This is a genomic window from Streptomyces sp. NPDC018964, from assembly GCF_044390325.1.
Classification (GTDB): Bacteria; Actinomycetota; Actinomycetes; order Streptomycetales; family Streptomycetaceae; genus Streptomyces.
In genome coordinates this window covers 98,286-116,942 of sequence record NZ_JBIRYZ010000005.1, presented here as the reverse complement: position 1 = coordinate 116,942, position 18,657 = coordinate 98,286, and the positions used below count along the sequence as shown (strand labels likewise).

The 18,657-nt window shown below is 72.3% G+C and carries 15 protein-coding genes and 1 pseudogene; 6 read left to right on the top strand and 10 right to left on the bottom strand.

Going from position 1 to position 18,657, the window contains the following annotated elements; genetic code table 11:
* Positions 1 to 68 precede the first annotated feature (68 nt).
* Positions 69 to 2,447 (top strand): glycoside hydrolase family 3 N-terminal domain-containing protein, encoded by a 2,379-nt coding sequence (locus ACH5AO_RS10345; RefSeq protein ID WP_398923817.1) that lies wholly within the window; start codon positions 69 to 71, stop codon positions 2,445 to 2,447.
* 48 nt (positions 2,448 to 2,495) lie between these two features.
* Here the strand turns inward: ACH5AO_RS10345 and ACH5AO_RS10340 are convergent, their stop codons facing one another.
* Together ACH5AO_RS10340 and ACH5AO_RS10335 are read right to left on the bottom strand one after the other, a co-directional pair.
* Entirely contained in the window at positions 2,496 to 3,683 is a 1,188-nt protein-coding gene (locus ACH5AO_RS10340) for a fumarylacetoacetate hydrolase family protein (RefSeq protein WP_398923815.1), read from the bottom strand.
* Positions 3,684 to 3,717: 34 nt separating this feature from the next.
* Complete coding sequence (locus tag ACH5AO_RS10335; RefSeq protein WP_398923814.1) at positions 3,718 to 5,454, bottom strand: IlvD/Edd family dehydratase; 1,737 nt, start codon at positions 5,452 to 5,454, stop codon at positions 3,718 to 3,720.
* Positions 5,455 to 5,559: 105 nt separating this feature from the next.
* On the opposite strand from ACH5AO_RS10335, the gene ACH5AO_RS10330 reads away from it, so the two are divergent.
* A complete protein-coding gene (locus ACH5AO_RS10330; protein ID WP_398923812.1) occupies positions 5,560 to 6,303 on the top strand; it encodes a FadR/GntR family transcriptional regulator in 744 nt (247 codons plus the stop codon).
* A 4-nt stretch (positions 6,304 to 6,307) separates the two neighbouring features.
* Here the strand turns inward: ACH5AO_RS10330 and ACH5AO_RS10325 are convergent, their stop codons facing one another.
* The 7 genes and pseudogenes from ACH5AO_RS10325 to ACH5AO_RS10295 form a co-directional block, all read right to left on the bottom strand.
* Entirely contained in the window at positions 6,308 to 6,511 is a 204-nt protein-coding gene (locus tag ACH5AO_RS10325) for a DUF6461 domain-containing protein (RefSeq protein ID WP_398923810.1), read from the bottom strand.
* Positions 6,454 to 7,665 carry an MFS transporter gene (locus ACH5AO_RS10320; protein ID WP_398923808.1) on the bottom strand — a complete coding sequence of 404 codons (1,212 nt, stop codon included), beginning with the start codon at positions 7,663 to 7,665 and terminating at the stop codon, positions 6,454 to 6,456. The genes ACH5AO_RS10325 and ACH5AO_RS10320 overlap by 58 nt, the downstream gene beginning before the upstream one ends.
* Positions 7,666 to 7,670: 5 nt before the next feature.
* Positions 7,671 to 8,099: a GNAT family N-acetyltransferase gene (locus tag ACH5AO_RS10315; protein ID WP_398924049.1), complete on the bottom strand. Its 429-nt coding sequence runs from the start codon at positions 8,097 to 8,099 to the stop codon at positions 7,671 to 7,673.
* A 102-nt stretch (positions 8,100 to 8,201) separates the two neighbouring features.
* Positions 8,202 to 9,368, bottom strand: a pseudogene (locus ACH5AO_RS10310) (type III PLP-dependent enzyme); the annotation flags it as partial.
* On the bottom strand, positions 9,365 to 10,663 hold the full coding sequence (locus ACH5AO_RS10305; protein WP_398923806.1) for a DUF6271 family protein: 1,299 nt from the start codon (positions 10,661 to 10,663) through the stop codon (positions 9,365 to 9,367). The gene ACH5AO_RS10305 and the pseudogene ACH5AO_RS10310, both read right to left, overlap by 4 nt.
* Before the next feature lie 14 nt (positions 10,664 to 10,677).
* Positions 10,678 to 11,703 (bottom strand): phytanoyl-CoA dioxygenase family protein, encoded by a 1,026-nt coding sequence (locus tag ACH5AO_RS10300; RefSeq protein ID WP_398923804.1) that lies wholly within the window; start codon positions 11,701 to 11,703, stop codon positions 10,678 to 10,680.
* A gap of 311 nt (positions 11,704 to 12,014) precedes the next feature.
* On the bottom strand, positions 12,015 to 12,779 hold the full coding sequence (locus ACH5AO_RS10295; protein ID WP_398923802.1) for a GntR family transcriptional regulator: 765 nt from the start codon (positions 12,777 to 12,779) through the stop codon (positions 12,015 to 12,017).
* 370 nt (positions 12,780 to 13,149) lie between these two features.
* Between ACH5AO_RS10295 and ACH5AO_RS10290 the strand changes: the two genes are divergently transcribed.
* The 4 genes from ACH5AO_RS10290 to ACH5AO_RS10275 all read left to right on the top strand — a co-directional run bounded on the left by ACH5AO_RS10290 (position 13,150) and on the right by ACH5AO_RS10275 (position 17,804).
* Positions 13,150 to 14,409, top strand: a complete 1,260-nt coding sequence (locus ACH5AO_RS10290; RefSeq protein WP_398923800.1) for an extracellular solute-binding protein — start codon at positions 13,150 to 13,152, stop codon at positions 14,407 to 14,409.
* Positions 14,410 to 14,496: 87 nt separating this feature from the next.
* The gene (locus tag ACH5AO_RS10285; RefSeq protein ID WP_030857506.1) at positions 14,497 to 15,483 is read left to right on the top strand and encodes a carbohydrate ABC transporter permease; all 987 of its coding nucleotides are present in this window, start codon (positions 14,497 to 14,499) and stop codon (positions 15,481 to 15,483) included.
* On the top strand, positions 15,480 to 16,310 hold the full coding sequence (locus ACH5AO_RS10280) for a carbohydrate ABC transporter permease (RefSeq protein ID WP_398923798.1): 831 nt from the start codon (positions 15,480 to 15,482) through the stop codon (positions 16,308 to 16,310). The genes ACH5AO_RS10285 and ACH5AO_RS10280 overlap by 4 nt, the downstream gene beginning before the upstream one ends.
* Before the next feature lie 9 nt (positions 16,311 to 16,319).
* Positions 16,320 to 17,804 (top strand): glycoside hydrolase family 3 protein, encoded by a 1,485-nt coding sequence (locus ACH5AO_RS10275; RefSeq protein WP_398923796.1) that lies wholly within the window; start codon positions 16,320 to 16,322, stop codon positions 17,802 to 17,804.
* Between the two features lie 10 nt (positions 17,805 to 17,814).
* Here the strand turns inward: ACH5AO_RS10275 and ACH5AO_RS10270 are convergent, their stop codons facing one another.
* On the bottom strand, positions 17,815 to 18,405 hold the full coding sequence (locus ACH5AO_RS10270; RefSeq protein WP_398923794.1) for a YdeI family protein: 591 nt from the start codon (positions 18,403 to 18,405) through the stop codon (positions 17,815 to 17,817).
* Between the last annotated feature and the right edge of the window lie 252 nt (positions 18,406 to 18,657).

The window sequence follows — 18,657 nt, the reverse complement described above, 5'->3', positions numbered from 1 at the left end:
GAAGTCCCCCTCGTCCACCGGTCCGCCCGTCCCGCCCTGGTCCAGGGCCCGACGGGCTTGGGAGGAAAGTGAACGCCGACGTGGCCGCAGAGAACACCTCCACGATCTCCCTCTGGAACGACCCCACCGCCTCCGTCGCCGCGAGGGTCGACGCGCTGATCGGCGCGATGACCCTCCAGGAGAAGATCGCCCAGCTGTACGGGGTGTGGGTGGGCGCCTCCGACGACGGGGGCGAAGTGGCCCCGCACCAGCACGACATGGAGGAGGCCGTCGACCTCGACGCGCTCCTGCCCGCCGGACTGGGCCAGCTCACCCGCCCCTTCGGCACCGTCCCGGTCGACCCCGCCCTGGGCGCCCTCTCCCTGGCCCGCACCCAGGCCCGGATCGCCGCCACGAACCGGTTCGGCATCCCCGCGCTCGCGCACGACGAGTGCCTGGCCGGCTTCGCCGCCTGGGGCGCCACCGCCTACCCCGTCCCGCTGTCCTGGGGCGCCACCTTCGACCCGGACGCGGTGCGGCGGATGGCCGCCGCCATCGGCCGCGACATGCGCTCCGTCGGCGTCCACCAGGGGCTCGCCCCCGTCCTGGACGTGGTCCGAGACGCCCGCTGGGGTCGGGTGGAGGAGACCATCGGCGAGGACCCCTACCTCGTCGGCACCATCGGCACCGCCTACGTCCAGGGCCTGGAGTCCGCCGGGACCGTCGCCACCCTCAAGCACTTCGCCGGTTACTCGGCCTCCCGCGCCGGACGCAACCTGGCCCCCGTCTCCGTGGGGCCGCGGGAGCGCGCCGACGTGCTGCTGCCGCCGTTCGAGATGGCGATCCACGAGGGCGGCGCCCGCTCCGTCATGAACGCCTACACCGACACCGACGGCATGCCCTCCGCGGCCGACGAGGACCTGCTCACCGGGCTGCTCCGCGACACCTGGGGCTTCGACGGCACCGTCGTCGCCGACTACTTCGCCATCGCCTTCCTCAAGACCCTGCACGGCGTCGCCGCCGACTGGGCGGGCGCCGCGGGCGCCGCGCTCAAGGCGGGTGTCGACGTCGAACTGCCCAACGTCAAGACGTACGGTGCGCCGCTCGTCGAGGCCGTCACCGACGGCCGCGTCCCGGAGCGGTTGGTCGACCGCGCCGTGCGCCGGGTGCTCACCCAGAAGGTGGCCCTCGGCCTGCTCGACCCGGACTGGAACCCCGTACCGGCGGCGCTCGACGGGCCGGAGGCGGACGACCCGGAGGCCCTGCGCGGCCGGATCGACCTGGACAACCCGGAGAACCGCGCCCTGGCCCGTGAGATCGCCGAGAAGGCGGTCGTCCTGCTCACCAACGACGGCACCCTGCCCCTCGACAGGCCGCACCGCATCGCCCTGATCGGCCCCAACGCCGACGACCCCGCCGCCGTCCTGGGCAGCTACTCCTTCCCCCAGCACATCGGGGTCCGCCACCCGGGCACCCCCCTCGGCATCGAGCTGCCCACCCTGCGGGAGACACTCGCCGCCGAGTTCCCCGACGCGGAGATCACGACCGCCCGCGGCACCGGTGTCGACGACGGGGACCTCTCCGGTCTCGACGAGGCCGCGCGGGTGGCGCGCGGGGCCGACGTCGCCGTGGTGGTGCTCGGCGACCGCGCCGGACTCTTCGGGCGGGGCACCAGCGGCGAGGGCAGTGACGCGGAGTCCCTCGCTCTGCCCGGCGCCCAGCAGCACCTGCTCGACACCCTGCTCGACCTCGGGACACCCGTGGTCACCGTGCTGCTCGCCGGACGGCCGTACGCCCTCGGCCGCGCCGTGGAGGAGTCCGCGGCGATCGTGCAGTCCTTCTTCCCGGGCGAGGAGGGCACGCACGCGATCGCCGGGGTCCTCAGCGGCCGGGTCGACCCCTCCGGACGGCTCCCGGTAGGCGTGCCGCGCGGGCCGGGATCCCAGCCGGGCACCTACCTCGGGGCGCGGCTCGCGCACGCCGGTACGGCGTCCAGCGTCGACCCGACCCCCGCGTTCGCCTTCGGACACGGCCTGTCCTACACGCGGTTCGACTGGACCGGCCTCACGGTGCGGACCCAAGAAGCCCCGACGGACGGCGAGTTCGCGTTCTCCTTCACCGTCCGCAACACGGGGGAGCGGTCCGGCACCGAGGTCGTCCAGCTCTATCTGCACGACCTGGTCGCCTCCGTCGTCCAGCCGGTGCAGCGCCTCGTCGGCTACACCCGGGTGGCACTGGAGCCGGGGGAGATCCGGCGCCTGAGCGTCACCGTCCCGGCCGACGTCGCCTCCTTCACCGGCCGCGACGGCCGCCGGATCGTCGAACCCGGTGAACTGGAGGTGCGGGTGGCCGCCTCCAGCGCGGATCCCCGCCTGACGGCCAGGCTCGTGCTGACCGGGGCCGAGCGCCACGTGGACCACACACGACGCCTGCACGCCACGATCGTGGAGGAGCCGCACACCCCCTGAACCAAGGGGTGCGCGGCGCCGCCGCGCACCCCGGACCACCGGAAGGTCTCACAACAGGCCGCGCCGGGCGAGGCTGCGCATCAGCGCCCCCACACCGAACGTCCACGGCGCGGCCTCCTCGCTGCGGACGACGGTGTTGACCAGGGCGCCGAGGCGCGGACTGGAGATCCGTACGACGTCGCCGTACTCGTGGGTGAAGCCCGCGCCGGGCGCCCCCCGGTCCTCGGTCGGGGCGAACAGCGTCCCCGTGAACAGCACGAACCCGTCCGGGTACTGGTGGTGCGCGCCGTGGGTGGCGGCCACCAGGTCCAGTACGTCGCGGCTGATCTCGCGCAGCGAACTGCTGCCCCGCAGCACGTAGCCGTCCGGGCCGTCGACCCGCAGCGCGATGTCGAGGCCGCGTACGGCGTCGAGGCCGAAGTCCTCGTCGAGCACGCGGACGAACGGGCCGATCGCGCAGGAGGCGTTGTTGTCCTTCGCGCGGGACAGCAGCAGGGCGCTGCGTCCCTCGACGTCACGGAGGTTGACGTCGTTGCCGAGGGTCGCGCCGCGCACCCGGCCGCGCGAGTCCACGACGAGGACGGCCTCGGGTTCGGGGTTGTTCCACACGGAGGCGCCGAGCACGCCGATGTCGGCGCCGGTGCCGACCGCGGACAGCACGGGCGCCTTGGTGAACACCTCCGGGTCCGGCCCGATCCCGACCTCCAGGTACTGCGACCACAGCCCTTCGGCGAGCAGCAGTTCCTTGGCCCTGGCCGCTTCCGGGGACCCGGGACGGATGCCGTCGAGCCTGCCGCCCACCACCTGCCCGACGCGGGCCCGCACCCTCGCGGCCTGCGCCGGATCGCCGCCCGTGCGTTCCTCGATGACGCGTTCCAGCAGGCTCCGGGCGAAGGTGACGCCCGCCGCCTTGATCACCTGGAGGTCGACGGGGGCGAGCAGCCGCGGCACGTCACGGCGGCCGGGCGGGGCCTGCAACAGCTCGTCCAGACGCCACGTGCGCCCGCCGTCGGCCGCGCGGACGACGTCCGCCGCGTCGTCGCGTTCCATGAGGTCGGAGACGGTGGGCGCGTGAGCCGTCAGGTCGACGACGTGCTCGCCGCGGACCGCGGCCACACACGGTCCGCCCTCCTCCGGGTCGTGGACGCGGGCGACGAGGGCGGCCCGGCCGGCGTCCTCCGGCAGGACGGAACCGGCGGTGAGGACCGGGCGGGGGCGCGCTGCTGCCGATTCCACGATCGATGCTCTCCTGGATGCGAGGGGGGCGGGCTCAGTGGGAGTCGCGGGGGACCTCATGTCCTCGGCTTCCGCGCAGGAAACCGAAGTCGGCGCCCCGGTCGGCCTGTTCCACGTGCTGGGTGTAGAGCCAGGTGTAGCCGCCGGTGTACCGCTCGGCGGGCGGTGTCCACTCCTGCCGACGCCGCGCGAGTTCGGCGTCGTCCACGTCCAGGTCCAGGGTGCGGTTCGGGACGTCGAGGACGACGAGGTCCCCGTCGCGCACCAGGGCGAGCGGTCCGCCGACGGCGGCCTCGGGTGCCACGTGGAGGACCACCGTTCCGTAGCCGGTGCCGCTCATCCGGCCGTCGCAGACGCGCACCATGTCCGTGACGCCGGCCTTCAGCAGCTTGGCGGGCAGCGGGACGTTGGAGACCTCGGGCATACCGGGATAGCCCTTCGGGCCGGCGTTGCGGATGACGATCACGGTGTTCTCGTCGACGTCGAGGTCCGGGTCGTCGGCGACCTCGTGGTACGCCTCCGGGGAGTCGAAGACGCGCGCGGGACCGCGGTGCGTGAGCAGGTGCGGTGACGCGGCGGACTGCTTGATCACGGCGCCGTCGGGGCACAGGTTGCCGCGCAGGACGGCGATTCCGGTGCCGGCCGGCTGGAAGGGGGCGTCAAGGGGGGTGATGACGTCGGAGCCGACGCGTTCGGCGCCGCCGGTGTTCTCGGCGACGGTGCGCCCGGTGACCGTGACCGGCTCCCCGTGCAGCAGTCCTCCGCCGAGGAGTTCGGCCATGACGGCGGGCAGCCCGCCCGCGTAACAGAAGTCCTCCATCAGGTACGTGCCGCTGGGCATCAGGTTGACCAGGGTCGGCACCGCGCGGACCAGGTCGTCGAAGTCCCGCAGGTCCAGTTCGACGCCGACGCGTCCGGCGAGGGCCGTGAGGTGGATGACGGCGTTGGTGGAGCCGCCGATGGCCGCGTTGACCCGGACGGCGTTCTCGAACGCCTCCCTGGTCAGGATCCGCGAGGGCCGCAGCCCCTCCTCCACCATCCCCACGATGCGCCGCCCGGCGGCCTGCGCGGTCTCCATCCGCCGGGAGTCGACGGCGGGCCAGGCCGCCGAGCCGGGCAGCTGCATGCCGAGCGCCTCGGCCACGCAGGCCATCGTCGACGCCGTTCCCATCGTCATGCAGTGACCGTTGGAGCGGGCCATGCAGCCCTCGGCGAAGAAGCACTCCTCCTCGGTCATCCGGCCGGTCTTCAGGTCCTCCTCGAACTTCCACACGTGGGTGCCGGATCCCACGTCCTGACCGCGGTACTTGCCGTTCAGCATCGGCCCGCCGGTGACCATGACGGCGGGCAGGTCGACGCTGGCGGCACCCATGAGCATGGCGGGGGTCGTCTTGTCGCAGCCGGACAGTAGCACCACACCGTCGAGCGGGTTGGCCCGGATCAGCTCCTCGACCTCCATAGCCATGAGGTTGCGGTACAGCATGGCGGTGGGGCGCATCAAGGTCTCGCCGGTGGCCATGGTGGGGAACTGCAGAGGGAAGCCCCCCGCCTGCCACACGCCCCGCTTGACGGCCTCGGCGACGCGGGTCAGATGGGCGTTGCACGGGGCGAGTTCGGAGGCGCTGGTCGCGATGCCGATGACGGGACGCCCGTCGAACACCTCATGTCCGAAGCCCTGGTTGCGCATCCAGGAGCGGTACAGCATCCCGCTGCGGCCCTGTGCGCCGAACCACGCCTGGCTGCGGCGGTTCTTCCTCGGACCGTCGGTCATGTGCACCCTCCCGTGGCTCCGGCGTCGTCCGCGGCGTGCTGGGTCGCCTGCGGGCACGGGCCCGCAGGCCCTACCCTGGTACCCAATCATTAAATGATTCGATGAATGGCGTCCAGGGGGCGAGCGGAGATCATGACGAAGTTCCCGACCGCGCACCAGCGCGTGGTCGACGAGCTCGGCCGGCGCGTCGTGGGCGGCGCGTGGGGGCCGGGGGACCCGCTGCCGGTCGAGGACGCGCTCGCGGCCGAGATCGGCGTCAGCCGCGGGGTGTTGCGGGAGGCGGTCAAGTCCCTGGTGGCCAAGGGGATGCTGCGCGTACGGCCGCGCACCGGTACCCGTGTGCTGCCCCCGGAGCAGTGGAACCACCTGGACCGTGACGTCCTGCGCTGGAAACAGGCCGAGGACGCCGCGGCCCTGCTGCGCGACACGGGCGAACTGCGGCGGATCGTCGAGCCCGAGGCGGCCCGGCTCGCCGCCGAGCGGGCCGGCCCCGACGACGTACGCGTCCTGTACGAGGCCCTGGCCGCCATGGAGGCCGCGGCGGTGGCACCGGGCCGCGTCGGCTACGTCGAGGCCGACATCGCTTTCCACCGGGCGCTGCTCGACGCCGGCGGCAACCGTCTCCTCGGCTCACTGGGGCGCGCCGTCGACATCGCGCTGGAGCACAGCTTCGCCGTCAGCACCCGCACCCCGGGCGCGGTGGAGGCCTCGCTGCCGGGTCACCGCGCCGTCGTACGGGCCGTCGAGGCCCGCGATCCCGCGGCGGCCGCGGCCGCCGTCCTGGCCATCATCGAATCCGCCGAGCGGGAGATCGCCCGGTCACCCGCGAGACCGGGCGACACCGGCTGACCCGTCACGGCCCGCGAGAACGGTCACCCGGAGTCGGATCACTACGACGACGGGTCCTGGCTCCGGACGGCTCCCCAGGGGCCCCGCCCGCCTCCCACGGGTGCGCGCCGAGGCCGCACCCGTACGGTGCCGAGGTGAGCGGTTTTGGGGTCACGCGGATGCCCGTGACGCGCTCGGCGAGGGCGAACGGGGCGCCCAGCCGGCCCACCGCGAGCACACCGCCACCAGGATCGCGGACGCCGCGACCACCGCCATGCCGGTCGTCAGACCGGCCTGGCCGGCGACGAAACCGATCAGGGCCGGGCCCGCCAGCAGGCCGGTGGTGCCCATGGCGGCGACCAGGGCGAGGGCGCCCGGCCCCTGTGCGGCGGCGGCGACGTAGAGGCAGGGGGTCACCGTCGCCATGCCCAGGCCGACGCAGGCGAAGCCGACGAGTGCGGGCCAGGTGCCGCCGGCCAGCAGGGCGAGGGCGAGACCGGTACCGGCCATCGTGCTGCCCACCCGTACCATGCGCGGGTCGCCGAAGCGGTTGCGCCAGCCGTCGCCCAGGAGACGGGCCACCACCATCATCACCGACACGACGGCGATGCCCAGCGGCGCCAGCCGCCCCGACGCGCCGGTCTCCTCCGTCAGATAGAGCGCCGACCAGTCGTTCATGGCCCCCTCGACGACCGTGCCGAACACCATGGCGCAGCCCAGGACGAGGGCCGTGCGCGAGGCACCCGTCAGATTCCTGAGCCCCTTCTTCTTCTCCTCGCCCGGCTGCCCGTCCTCCACGGCGTCCGGGGCGGCCGGCGCGTCGGCGAGCACCCGGGGCCTGGAGCCCGCCAGCAGCAGCACCCCCAGCCCCGCCGCCACCGCGAAGTGCGCGGTCACCGAGTGCGTCACGGTGTTCACCCCGGAGGCCAGCAGCGCGCCCCCGAGCGACCCTCCGCTGAACGTGGCGTGCAACTGGGCCATCGCGGCCCGCCCGTAGTGGGCCTCCAGGGCGGCGCCCTGCGCGTTCATGGCGACGTTCAGACAGCCGACCGCGATGCCGTCGGCCAGGATCACCAGCAGGGCGAGGGGGTAGCTGCCCGCCGCGGCCAGCACGGGCAGCACCGCCGCCAGCCCCAGCGCGGACCACAGCGCGAGCCGCCGCGCCCCCAGCCGTCGCATCAGCGGCGCGACCAGCGGGAAGGACACCGCCGCCCCGACCCCGGCGGCCATCAGCAGCAGCCCCACTTCCGTCCCGCCCAGGTCGAAGCGGTCCTTGAGCGCGGGCAGCCGGGACGCCCAGGTGGCGTACTGGAAGCCGAGGAAGAAGAACAGGGTGGCGATGGCCAGTTGGTCACGGCGGAAATCGCCGAGGGTGGGCAGCATGGGCGTCAGGACCCCTCTTCCGGGCCGCCGGAGCGGTTGTACTGGACCGGGCAGGACATGTAGACGGCACCGTCGCCGTACGCGCCGTGGAGCTCGACCGCCGGCTCGGGCAGGAAGCCGTGCCCGGCCCAGAAGCCGCCCGTGCCGCCGACGGCGACCAGGGAGATCCGCTCGAAGGACGAGCGTGCCGCGGTCGCCGTGAGCCGCCGCAGCAGTCTGCTGCCGAGCCCCCTGCCGCGCAGATCGCCGGCGATCACGAGGTCGTGCAGGTGCAGATTGCGGGAGTCGTACGCCCGCTCCTCCGGCCGGGTCAGGTCCGGGTACCGGTACCGCGGGTAGGGCAGGGCCAGGAGGTAGCCGGCGATCCGGTCGCCGGCCTCCAGGACGAAGCACGTCCCCGGGGAGATCCGGCCCCGGGACCGCAGCGCCGCCACGCCCTCGGACAGTGAGGCCGACGCGTACACCTCGGCCTCCAGGGCGGCGATCCGCGGCCAGTCGTCCTCCACGATCCGGCGGACGCGCACGTCCGGTCCGTCACCGCCCACGCAGACGCGGGGGAGCGGGTCGAAGCCGTTGAAGCCCTCGGTCGTGTAGCTGGCGGCGTACGCGCCCGCGGACAGCACCCACACCGGGTCGCCCGACGCGACCGCCCTCGGTACCCGCACCCGGGGGTGCTCGTGGGCGTAGGCGTCGTCGCTGTCGCAGGTGGGGCCCGCGACCACGACCGGCACCAGGTCCGCGCCGGCCGGGTCCTCGTGGGACGGGAAGACCAGCGGGTAGCGCACCTGGTCCATCTCGTACAGGCCGTTGAACTTGCCGCAGCTCAGGTACAGCCAGTGCTCGCGCTCCCCGTCCGGCCCGCGACGCGACGTCAGCCGGGAGACGTGCGCCCTGATCGCGCCGTGGTCGGCCACCAGGTGGCGCCCCGGTTCGACGACGAAGTCCAGCGGGCGGGGCGACAGTTCCCTCAGCCGCTCCATGCCCTCGCGGAGCACGGCGAAGATCTTGTCCAGCGGAGGGTCGAGCCGTTCACCCCGTCGGTCGGCGTAGCCGAGCGCCGGCAGACCGCCGCCGAGGTTGACGTGGTCGGGCACGATCCCGCGGCCGTGCAGGGCCGTGAGCACGTCGGCGAGGGTGGTGAAGGCCTGCTGCCACGCCTCGGCGGTCATCTGCTGCGACCCGACGTGCACCGAGAGACCGGCGGGGACGAGACCCGCGTCCCGCGCCGCCTCCAGCACCCGTACGGCGTCGTCCGCCGAGCACCCGAACTTCCGGCCCAGCCCCCACAGGGCGCCCTCGCCGCTGGTCGCCAGCCGGCAGAACACCCGTGACCCCGGCGCGTGCCCGGCCAGCGCCGCCACGTCCTCCGCGCTGTCCGTGGCGAAGTCCCGGACGCCCAGCCGGTACGCCCGGGCGATGTCCCGGTCGGACTTCACGGTGTTGCCGTAGTGGACCCGGTGCGCGGGCACGCCCGTCGCCAGCGCCCGGGAGATCTCCCGGGGGCTCGCCGCGTCGAAACCGGCGCCGCCGCGCGCCAGCAGGTCCAGGACCTCCTCCACGGGACACGCCTTCATCGCGAACCGCACGTCCACGCCCGGCAGTTCCGCGGTCAGCGCGTCGTACCGGCCGGCGATGCCGTCCAGGTCGTAGACGAGCGCGTCCTCGATGGCGGCCGCGAGGGCGGCGCGCAGGGCCGGGGTCACCGGAGAGCGCCCCGGCTCGCCTGCACGAGGGCCTCCCAGGCGCCGATCAGCGTCACGAAGTCCTCGGTGTCCAGCGCGGCCTCGTCCAGCAGCCGCTCCCGGTCCGCCGTCATGCCGCGCGCGAACTCGGCGTACTTCCCGCCGAGCCGTCCGTACGCCGCCGCGACCGTGTCCAGCCGCCGCTCGTTCTCCGTGCGGTCCAGCCGTACGCTCTCGGCGAGGAACGCCGCGAACGGGGCCGGGTCCAGCCGCCCGCTCTCGTCCAGCAGCGTGTCGCCCGCGTCGGCCATCCGCTCGTAGACGTAGTGCAGGTACAGCATCGACAGCAGGAACTTCACGAACCGCGTCTGGTACGCCAGGAAACCGGCGTGGGTGCGCCGCTCCCCGGTGTAGTAGTTCTCGATGTGCCGGTTGTGCAGGACGCCGGGGAGGGCGGCGTCGTACACGGCGTGGATGAGGAAGTAGTCGCTGCCGATCGTGTCGGTGGCGGGCGGCAGCGGCAGCCGCTCGTACACGTGCCGGTCGAACGCGATGTTGGACATGTCGACGCGCATCGGGTCGACCAGCGTCAGCGTGGAGCGGTCGCCGGTGAAGGGCAGCATCCCCGCGCCCTTGAACGACTCCTCGACCAGTTCCCGCCGCTGCTCGGCCGACCAGTGGCCGGGCGCCCACAGGCCCACGACCTCGTCGTACACCTCCTTGTCGAGCTCCCGGATGCCGCCGATGTCGACGGAGAGCTCCCCGATGAAGGAGGCGCCCACCATCGACACGGGCCGGTGCGCGATCGCGGGGTCGAGCGTCACCTCCGACACACCATCGGTCGCGTCGGCCGCCGGCTTGCCCAGGGAGGTCAGCTCGTGGTGGATCGGGTACACGGGCTCGCCGTCGAAGACCTGGTAACTGCAGTCGGAGTCACGCCGGTGCAGCGAACGACAGCCCAGCGCCGCCGCGAGCAGGAACGCCCGGTTGGTGCAGGCGCCGTACGAGAGCGCGTCCGGGAGCATCAGGTCGAGCACCCGCTCCGGTTCGGGGAGTCCGGCCCGGTCGACGGCGCGCCGCAGGAAGTCCCGCTGGGCCGCCTCGTCGAGGTGGTGCACGACGACGCCCGGCTCCTCGGGGAGTGCGGCGACCGCGCGGGCGTGGGACGCGCGGGTCGGCTCGTCGGCGGAGTCGAGGATCAGCAGGTGCACCTCGACGTCGAAGTTCCGTGCGGCGTACGCGGCCTCGGCGCCGATGCCGGTGATGGTGGCGGAGCACTCCCGGTTGGTCGGCAGGCTCAGGCATATCCGGTCCATGTCGGTTCCCCGTCTCATCGTGTCCGCTCGTGCCAGGCGTCGAGGCCCAGCAGCCTGCGTCCCAGCTCGTCGAGTTCGGCCGGGCCGTAGCGCAGCGACTCGTGCTTCACCGCGTCGCCGAGCAGGGTCGCGTTCCACTCCGGGGTGCTGAGCGTGCGCCAGGACTCCACCCGGGAGCGGCGCAGCTCCTCGTGCTCCTCCAGCGCCGGCATCATCGACAGGTACTGCACCGCGCGCACCCCGTCGGCCGAGGTGTTGGGCGCCACCCCGTGCGCCAGCATCCCGTTGAAGATCAGCAGGTCACCGGCCTTGAGCTGGGGCCGTACGACCGGGAACTCGGCGCGGTCGGTGCCGGGGCGGATCGGGTCCCGGTCGGCGGGCTGTGCGACCTTCCACTCCTCGAACCGGCGGAAGAGCTCCGGGGAGCACTGGAAGCCGCCCTCGTCCGGCTGTGTGTCGGTGAGCGCGATGATGCCCTGCACCCGCTGCGGCGGCACGCTCGCCGTGGTGTCCACGTCCCAGTGCAGCTCGATGTCGAACCCCTCGTCCGTGGGGTCGATGAGGGAACGCGAACGGTTCTTGATGTTGGGCGGGTTGAGGTTGAGCCGGTCCAGGGTGACCCACAGCTCCTCGCAGTCCCACACGTCCACGAACGCGTCGTAGACCCGCCGCGCCTGCCGGCTGTCCCAGATCAGCTGGTGCTGGTACGCCTCGACGAAGCCGTAGACGTACAGGTCCCGGTCGAGGTCCGAGCGGAAGGCGCGCTCCTCGTACCAGGTCTCGGGGCGCTGCGGGTCCAGGTCCTGGAAGTCCCAGGCGAACTCCAGCAGCAGCTTGGCCGCGTCGGGGGAGATGGCCTCCGGCACCACGACGTAGCCGTGGTTCTGCCAGGACGCGAACTGTTCCTCGGTCAGCACCCGTAGCGGCAGGTCCTTGGTCAGGTGCCGCAGCTGCGTTTCGGCGAGGTAGGTCTCGCCGTCGGCGCTGAAGTAGGGGCGCTCGGAGGCGGCGCGGTGTAAGAAGCGGTGGTGCGTCGTCATGCGGTACTCCGGAGATCGGGATCACTCACGGCATGCGGACGGGAGGGCGGGAGGAGTCGATGGGGGAGCCGGTGCCACGACGGTCCGGCGCGCCCCTCACGGGCGTCGGCACGAGGGCCGGCCGGACAGGGCGGGCGGCGTCCCGGGCCACCCGCGTGACATCGATGTCGCCCGGGGTGCCGAATATGCGGCCGCCCGGTGCGGACCACTGGGATATTGGACTGGACCAATGGGCCGTGTCAAGGAACGCCCTTCCGTCGCGACGGCCCAACTCCCCCCGGACACAACCGCTTTGGAGATGAACCGCCCGGTCAGGGCCCCGGAGGCGTCAGCGTCGCCGTGAACTTGTAGCGCGAGCCCCGGTACACCGAGCGGACCCACTCGACCGGCGTCCCCGTCTCGTCCCGCGAGTGACGGGACAGCAGCAGCATCGGCAGGCCCACGTCCGTGGCGAGCAGCCCCGCCTCCCGCGGTGTCGCCGGGCAGGTCTCGATGGTCTCGTCGGCCTCCGCCGGCCGCACCCCGTACACCTCGGCGAGGGTGGTGTAGAGCGAGGTGTAGCGGGACAGGTTGCGGCGCAACCGGGGGAAGCGCCGGTCGGACAGGTGGGTCGCCTCGATCGCCATGGGCTCCCCGCCGGCCAGCCGCAGCCGCTCGATGCGCAGCACCCTGTCCCCCGGGTCCACCTCCAGCAGGGCCGCCAGCTCCGCGCCGGCGGCGACGTACCCGATGTCCAGCACCTGCGAGGTGGGGTTGAGCCCTTGCGCCCGCATGTCCTCGGTGTACGAGGTGAGCTGGAGCGTCCGGTAGACCTTCGGGCGGGCGACGAACGTGCCCTTGCCCTGGATCCGGTCGAGCCGGCCCTCGCTGACCAGCTCCTGCAGGGCCTTGCGGACCGTGGTGCGGGAGGTGCGGAACTCGACGGCGAGCAGGCGCTCGGCCGGCATCGGGGCGCCCGGGGCGCGCTCGTCGGTCATCTGCAGTAACCGCTGCTTGATGCGGTAGTACTTCGGTACGCGCCCGATACGGCCCGGCGCCCCCATGTCGGCCTGGGCGCTGCTGACGTCCGTGCTCATGACTGCCTTCCGGCTGCGGTGTCCGGCGCGCGGACGGCAGGTGCCGGCCGCGGTGCACGTCGGCGGACGGCCGGGTTCGGCGCCGCACGCTCGGCGATCCCGTTATAACCGTGCGTTCTCGCTTTGGTCTAGTCCAAACGCCAACCCGTCCCCGTTTGGGCGGAGTTACGCGCCCCACCAGGGGTGTCGGAGCCGTTACCCAGGCGTGAGTCCACGACCCTTGACAGGACCATAGGTCTAGGCCAAGCTCCCCTTGCTGGTCTAAACCATTTAGAGGAAGCCGGTTCCCAGCCCACCGAGCTGTTGCGCCGCTGTGGGGGTCACCGCCGAGGGCGTGGGTGTGCAAGGCATTCCTGAGGAGGGGTGGCGCGTGAAGCGCAAGCTGATAGCCGCGATCGGGGTCGCGGGCATGCTGTTCTCCGTCGCGGCGTGCGGCGACGACGGTGACGGCGGCAAGGGGGCCGGCGCGGAGACGCTCACCGTGTGGGTGATGGACGGCTCCTCGCCCGACGACTGGCAGGCGGACCTCGCCAAGGAGTTCGAGGCGAAGACCAAGGCCAAGGTCAAGTTCGAGATCCAGCAGTGGAACGGCATCCAGCAGAAGCTGACCACCGCCCTGTCCGAGGAGAACCCGCCCGACGTCTTCGAGATCGGCAACACCCAGACCCCGGCCTACGCCAAGACCGGCGGCCTCGCCGACCTCGCCGACCTCAAGTCCGAGATCGGCGGCGAGTGGACCGAGTCCCTCAACGAGTCGTCCGTCTTCGAGGGCAAGCAGTACGCGGCACCGTGGTTCTTCGCCAACCGCGTCGTCCTCTACAACAAGAAGGTCTGGGCGGACGCGGGGCTGAAGGACACCCCCAAGACCCGCGACGAGTTCTACGACGCCCTCAAGACCATCGGCGAGAAGACCGACGCCGAACCGATCTACCTGCCCGGCCAGAACTGGTACCACTTCGTCGGCCTGGTGATCGGCGAGGGCGGCGAGCTGGTCAAGAAGGACGGCGACAAGTACGTCTCCAACCTCGCCGACCCGAAGGTCGCCGCGGCCACCGAGACGTACAAGAAGTTCCAGGCCCTGTCCAAGGCCCCCAAGGACAAGGACGAGGCCACCCCGCAGCAGGCCGAGATCTTCGCCAAGGGCAAGACCGGCGCGTTCATCGGCATGGGCTGGGAAGCCGCCACCGCGATCAAGGCCAACCCGAAGATCGAGCAGGACATCGGCTACTTCACCATCCCCGGTGCCACGGCCGACAAGCCCGAGGGCGTCTTCCTCGGCGGCTCCAACCTCGCCGTCGCCGCGGGCAGCCAGAAGCAGGACCTCGCCAAGGAGTTCCTGAAGCTCGCCCTCTCCGACAAGTACGAGGGCGCGCTCGCCAAGGCCAACGGCGTCATCCCCAACAAGGAGTCGCTGCAGAGCAACCTCAAGGGCAACGCCCCCGCCGAGGCCGCCGCGCCGGCCGCCGCCGTCGGCGGCACCACGCCGCTGATCCCCGAGTGGGCCGCCGTCGAGAACGACCCCAACCCGATCAAGACGTACCTGACCGCCGTCCTGAACGGCAAGTCCCCGGCCGACGCCGCCCAGCAGGTCGAGGGCGAGTTCAACAAGCGCCTGGCGCAGCAGCAGTAACAGCGCACGCGCTCCGACCGGAGCGGGGGCCGGCCACGCGACGGCCCCCGCCCCGCGTTGAGCACGCCGAGAAGAGAGATCGCGAGCATGACCGTGCAGACCGAACGGCCGCCCTCCGGCCCGGCGGACGTCCGCAAGACGGACGACACAGGACCCGGCAGGCCGACACCGCGAGCCGCGTCGCGCGCCGGCGCGCTCGCCCCGTACCTGTTGCTGCTGCCCGCCGTCGCGGCCACCGTGCTGCTGCTCGGCTGGCCGCTGCTGAAGGACGTGCTGCTGTCCTTCCAGAACCTCAACATGGCGCAGCTCATCCAGCACGTCACCGAGTGGAACGGCGTCGACAACTACACGGAGGTCCTCACCGGTGAGGACTTCTGGCGGGTCACCGTCCGCTCGATCCTGTTCACGGCGGCCAACGTCGTCCTGATCATGGTCCTGGGCACGCTGACCGGTCTGCTGCTCGCCCGCCTCGGCAAGCGGATGCGGTTCACCCTGCTGCTCGGCCTGGTGCTCGCCTGGGCGATGCCCGTCGTGGCCGCCACCACCGTCTACCAGTGGCTGTTCGCGCAGCGCTTCGGCGTCGTCAACTGGGTCCTGGACAAGCTCGGCTGGCACTCCATGGCCGACTACAGCTGGACCAGCAGCCAGATGTCGACGTTCTTCGTCGTCACCCTGCTGATCGTGTGGATGTCCATCCCGTTCGTCGCGATCAACCTCTACGCGGCGACCACCACCATCCCCAAGGAGCTCTACGAGGCCGCGTCCCTCGACGGCGCCGGCGCCTGGCGGAGCTTCACCACGGTCACCCTGCCGTTCCTGCGGCCGTTCCTCTACGCCACGACGTTCCTTGAGGTCATCTGGGTCTTCAAGGCGTTCGTCCAGGTCTTCACCTTCAACGGCGGCGGCCCCGACCGGCTCACCGAGATCCTGCCCGTCTACGCCTACGTCGAGGGCGTCGGCAACCAGCACTACGGCATGGGCGCGGCGATCGCCGTCCTGACCATCCTGATCCTGCTCGGCCTGACCGCCTACTACCTCAGGATCGTGCTCAAGCAAGAGGAGGACGAGCTGTGAAGCGCTCGCTCTTCGGCCGCCTGTGGCCCAACGTCACGGCCGTCGTCCTGTTCATCGGCTTCGTCTTCCCCGTGTACTGGATGTTCGCCACGGCGTTCAAACCGACCGGCGACATCATCTCGGAGACCCCGGTCTGGTTCCCGACCGACGTCACCTTCGAGCATTTCAAGACCGCGACCGAGGTCGACCACTTCTGGACGTACGTCACCAACTCGCTGACCGTCACCGTCCTCGCCGTCCTCTTCTCGCTGATCGTCGCGCTGGCCGGTTCCTTCGCCCTGGCGCGGATGCGCTTCAAGGGGCGGCGCGGCTTCATCGTCGGCTTCATGCTGGCCCAGATGGCGCCCTGGGAAGTCATGATCATCGCGATGTACATGATCGTGCGGGACACGTCGATGCTGAACAGCCTCGTCCCGCTGACGCTCTTCTACATGATGATGATCCTGCCCTTCACCATCCTGACGCTGCGCGGCTTCGTCGCCGCCGTACCGAAGGAGCTGGAGGAGTCGGCGATGGTCGACGGCTGCACCCGCGCCCAGGCGTTCCGCCGGGTCATCCTGCCGCTGCTCGCGCCGGGACTGATGTCCACCTCGCTGTTCGGCTTCATCACCGCCTGGAACGAGTTCGCCCTGGTCCTGGTGCTCAACAAGGACGCCGAGGCACAGACCCTGCCGCTGTGGCTGTCCCGGTTCCAGACCCAGTTCGGCGACGACTGGGGCGCGACCATGGCCGCCTCCTCCCTGTTCGCCGTCCCGATCCTGATCCTCTTCGTCTTCCTGCAGCGCAAGGCCGTCAGCGGCCTCACCGCGGGCGCCGTGAAGGGATAACGCCACCCGATGACGACCACCACCACCGGCACCCTCACCCGGGACGCGCTCGCCGTACTGCAGCCGGGCTTCGCCGGCACCACCGCGCCCGACTGGGTGCGCCGCCGGCTGGCCGAGGGCCTCGCCTCCGTCGCCCTCTTCGGCCGCAACGTCGCCACCGCCGAGCAGGTCACCGCCCTCACCGCACAACTGCGCGCCGAACGCGACGACCTGCTGATCGCCATCGACGAGGAGTCCGGCGACGTCACCCGCCTGGAGGTCCGCACCGGCTCCTCCTTCCCCGGCAACCACGCCCTCGGCGCCGTCGACGACACCGACCTCACCCGCGGCGTCGCCCGCGAACTGGGCCGCCGGCTCGCCGAGTGCGGCGTCAACTTCGACTGGGCGCCGTCCGCCGACGTCAACGCCAACCCCGACAACCCGGTGATCGGCGTGCGCTCCTTCGGCGGCGACACCGCCCTGGTCGCCCGGCACACCGCCGCCTACGTCGAGGGCCTGCAGTCCACCGGCGTCGCCGCCTGCACCAAGCACTTCCCCGGCCACGGCGACACCAGCGTCGACTCCCACCACGCGATCCCGCACATCGACCTCGACGCCAAGACCCTCGACGAGCGCGAACTCCAGCCGTTCCGGGCGGCGATCGCGGCCGGCACCCGCGCCGTCATGAGCGCCCACATCCGTGTCCCGGTCCTCGACCCGGACCGCCCCGCCACGCTCTCCCGGCACATCCTCACCGACCTGCTGCGCGGCGAACTCGGCTACGACGGCCTGATCGTCACCGACGGCATGGAGATGCGCGCCATCTCCGGCACCTACGGCCTCGAACAGGGAGTCGTCCTCGCCATCGCCGCCGGCGCCGACGCGATCTGCGTGGGCGGCGGGCTGTGCGACGAGGGCACCGTGCAGAGCCTCCAGGACGCGCTGGTGAACGCCGTACGCTCCGGCGAACTCCCCGAGGAGCGGCTCGCCGACGCCGCCGCCCGGGTGCGCGCCCTCGCCGACTGGACCGCGGGCGTACGACGCTCCCCGGCCGCGGCCGTCGCACCCGAGCCGGAGATCGGCCTCACGGCGGCCCGCCGCGCGGTCACCGTCACCCGCGCCGCCGGCCCCGCGCCGGTCACCGGACCGGTGTACGTGGCCACCTTCAACCCGGCACCGAACATCGCCGTCGGCGACGAGACCCCGTGGGGCGTCGGCGCGGAGCTGGAACGGCTGCTGCCCGGCACCACCACCGGCCACTTCACCGGCCCCGACGCCGGCGAGCGGGCGCTGAAGGCGGCGGCCGGCCGACGCGTCGTCGCCGTGGTCCGCGACGAGCACCGGCACCCGTGGATGCGCGCGGCCCTGGACACCCTGCTCGCCGCCGACCCGTCCACCGTGGTCGTGGAGATGGGCGTACCGCAGTCCCCGCCGCGCGGCGCCGCGCACATCGCCACGTACGGCGCGGCGCGGGTGTGCGGTGTGGCGGGGGCGGAGGCGGTCGTCGCGGGCTGATCCGGCGGGCCTACGGGTAGACCTTCTCGCCCTCGGCGAGCATGGCGACGAACTTCTCGATCCGGGCCGCGCGGGTCTGCGGCCGCTTGGCCTCCTCGATCCGGTGCAGGATCGCGTACCGGTTGCGGCTGTCGAGGGTGCCGAAGAAGTCGGCGGCTCCGGGCGCCGCGTCCATCGCGGCCCGGAGGTCGTCGGGGACGGTCGCCGTGCTCTGGCTCGCGTACGCGGCCTCCCAGCGGCCGTCCGCCCGCGCCCGCTCCACCTCGCGCAGCCCGGACGGCCGCATACGCCCCCGCTCGATGAGGTCGAGGGCCTTCTGCCGGTTGACCGCCGACCACCGGCTGCGCGCCCGCCGCGGGGTGAACCGCTGGAGCCAGTGGGTGTCGTCCAGCCCCCTCTTGTGCCCGTCGATCCAGCCGTAGCACAGCGCCGACTCCAGGGCGGTCGCATAGTCGACCCCGGTGATCCCGGACCCCTTCTTCGGAATCCTCAGCCACGCCCCGTCGACGTCCCCCTGGTGCTCCTCCAGCCACGCCTCCCAGTCCTCCTGCGTCTCGAAGGCGACAACGGGCCCCACCACACCATCCACTCCACCGGTCATACGCTCATGCAACCGGCCGAAGCGATCCAGGTCAACGAGTTCTCTGTCGTCAGCCCTCGGGACAATCAGCCCCTCCGGCGTTTGAGGAGCGGGGGTCCGGGGGGCAGCGCCCCCGGGGGGACGGGAACGGGAAGGGGCGGCGGGGGCGAAAAAACCCTGCGGCCCCCTACGCCGCCGCCCCCCACCCCCCATGCCCCCCACGCCGCCACGATGGCGGAGCGTGTCACATTGGGCCGATCGGGTGACCATGCG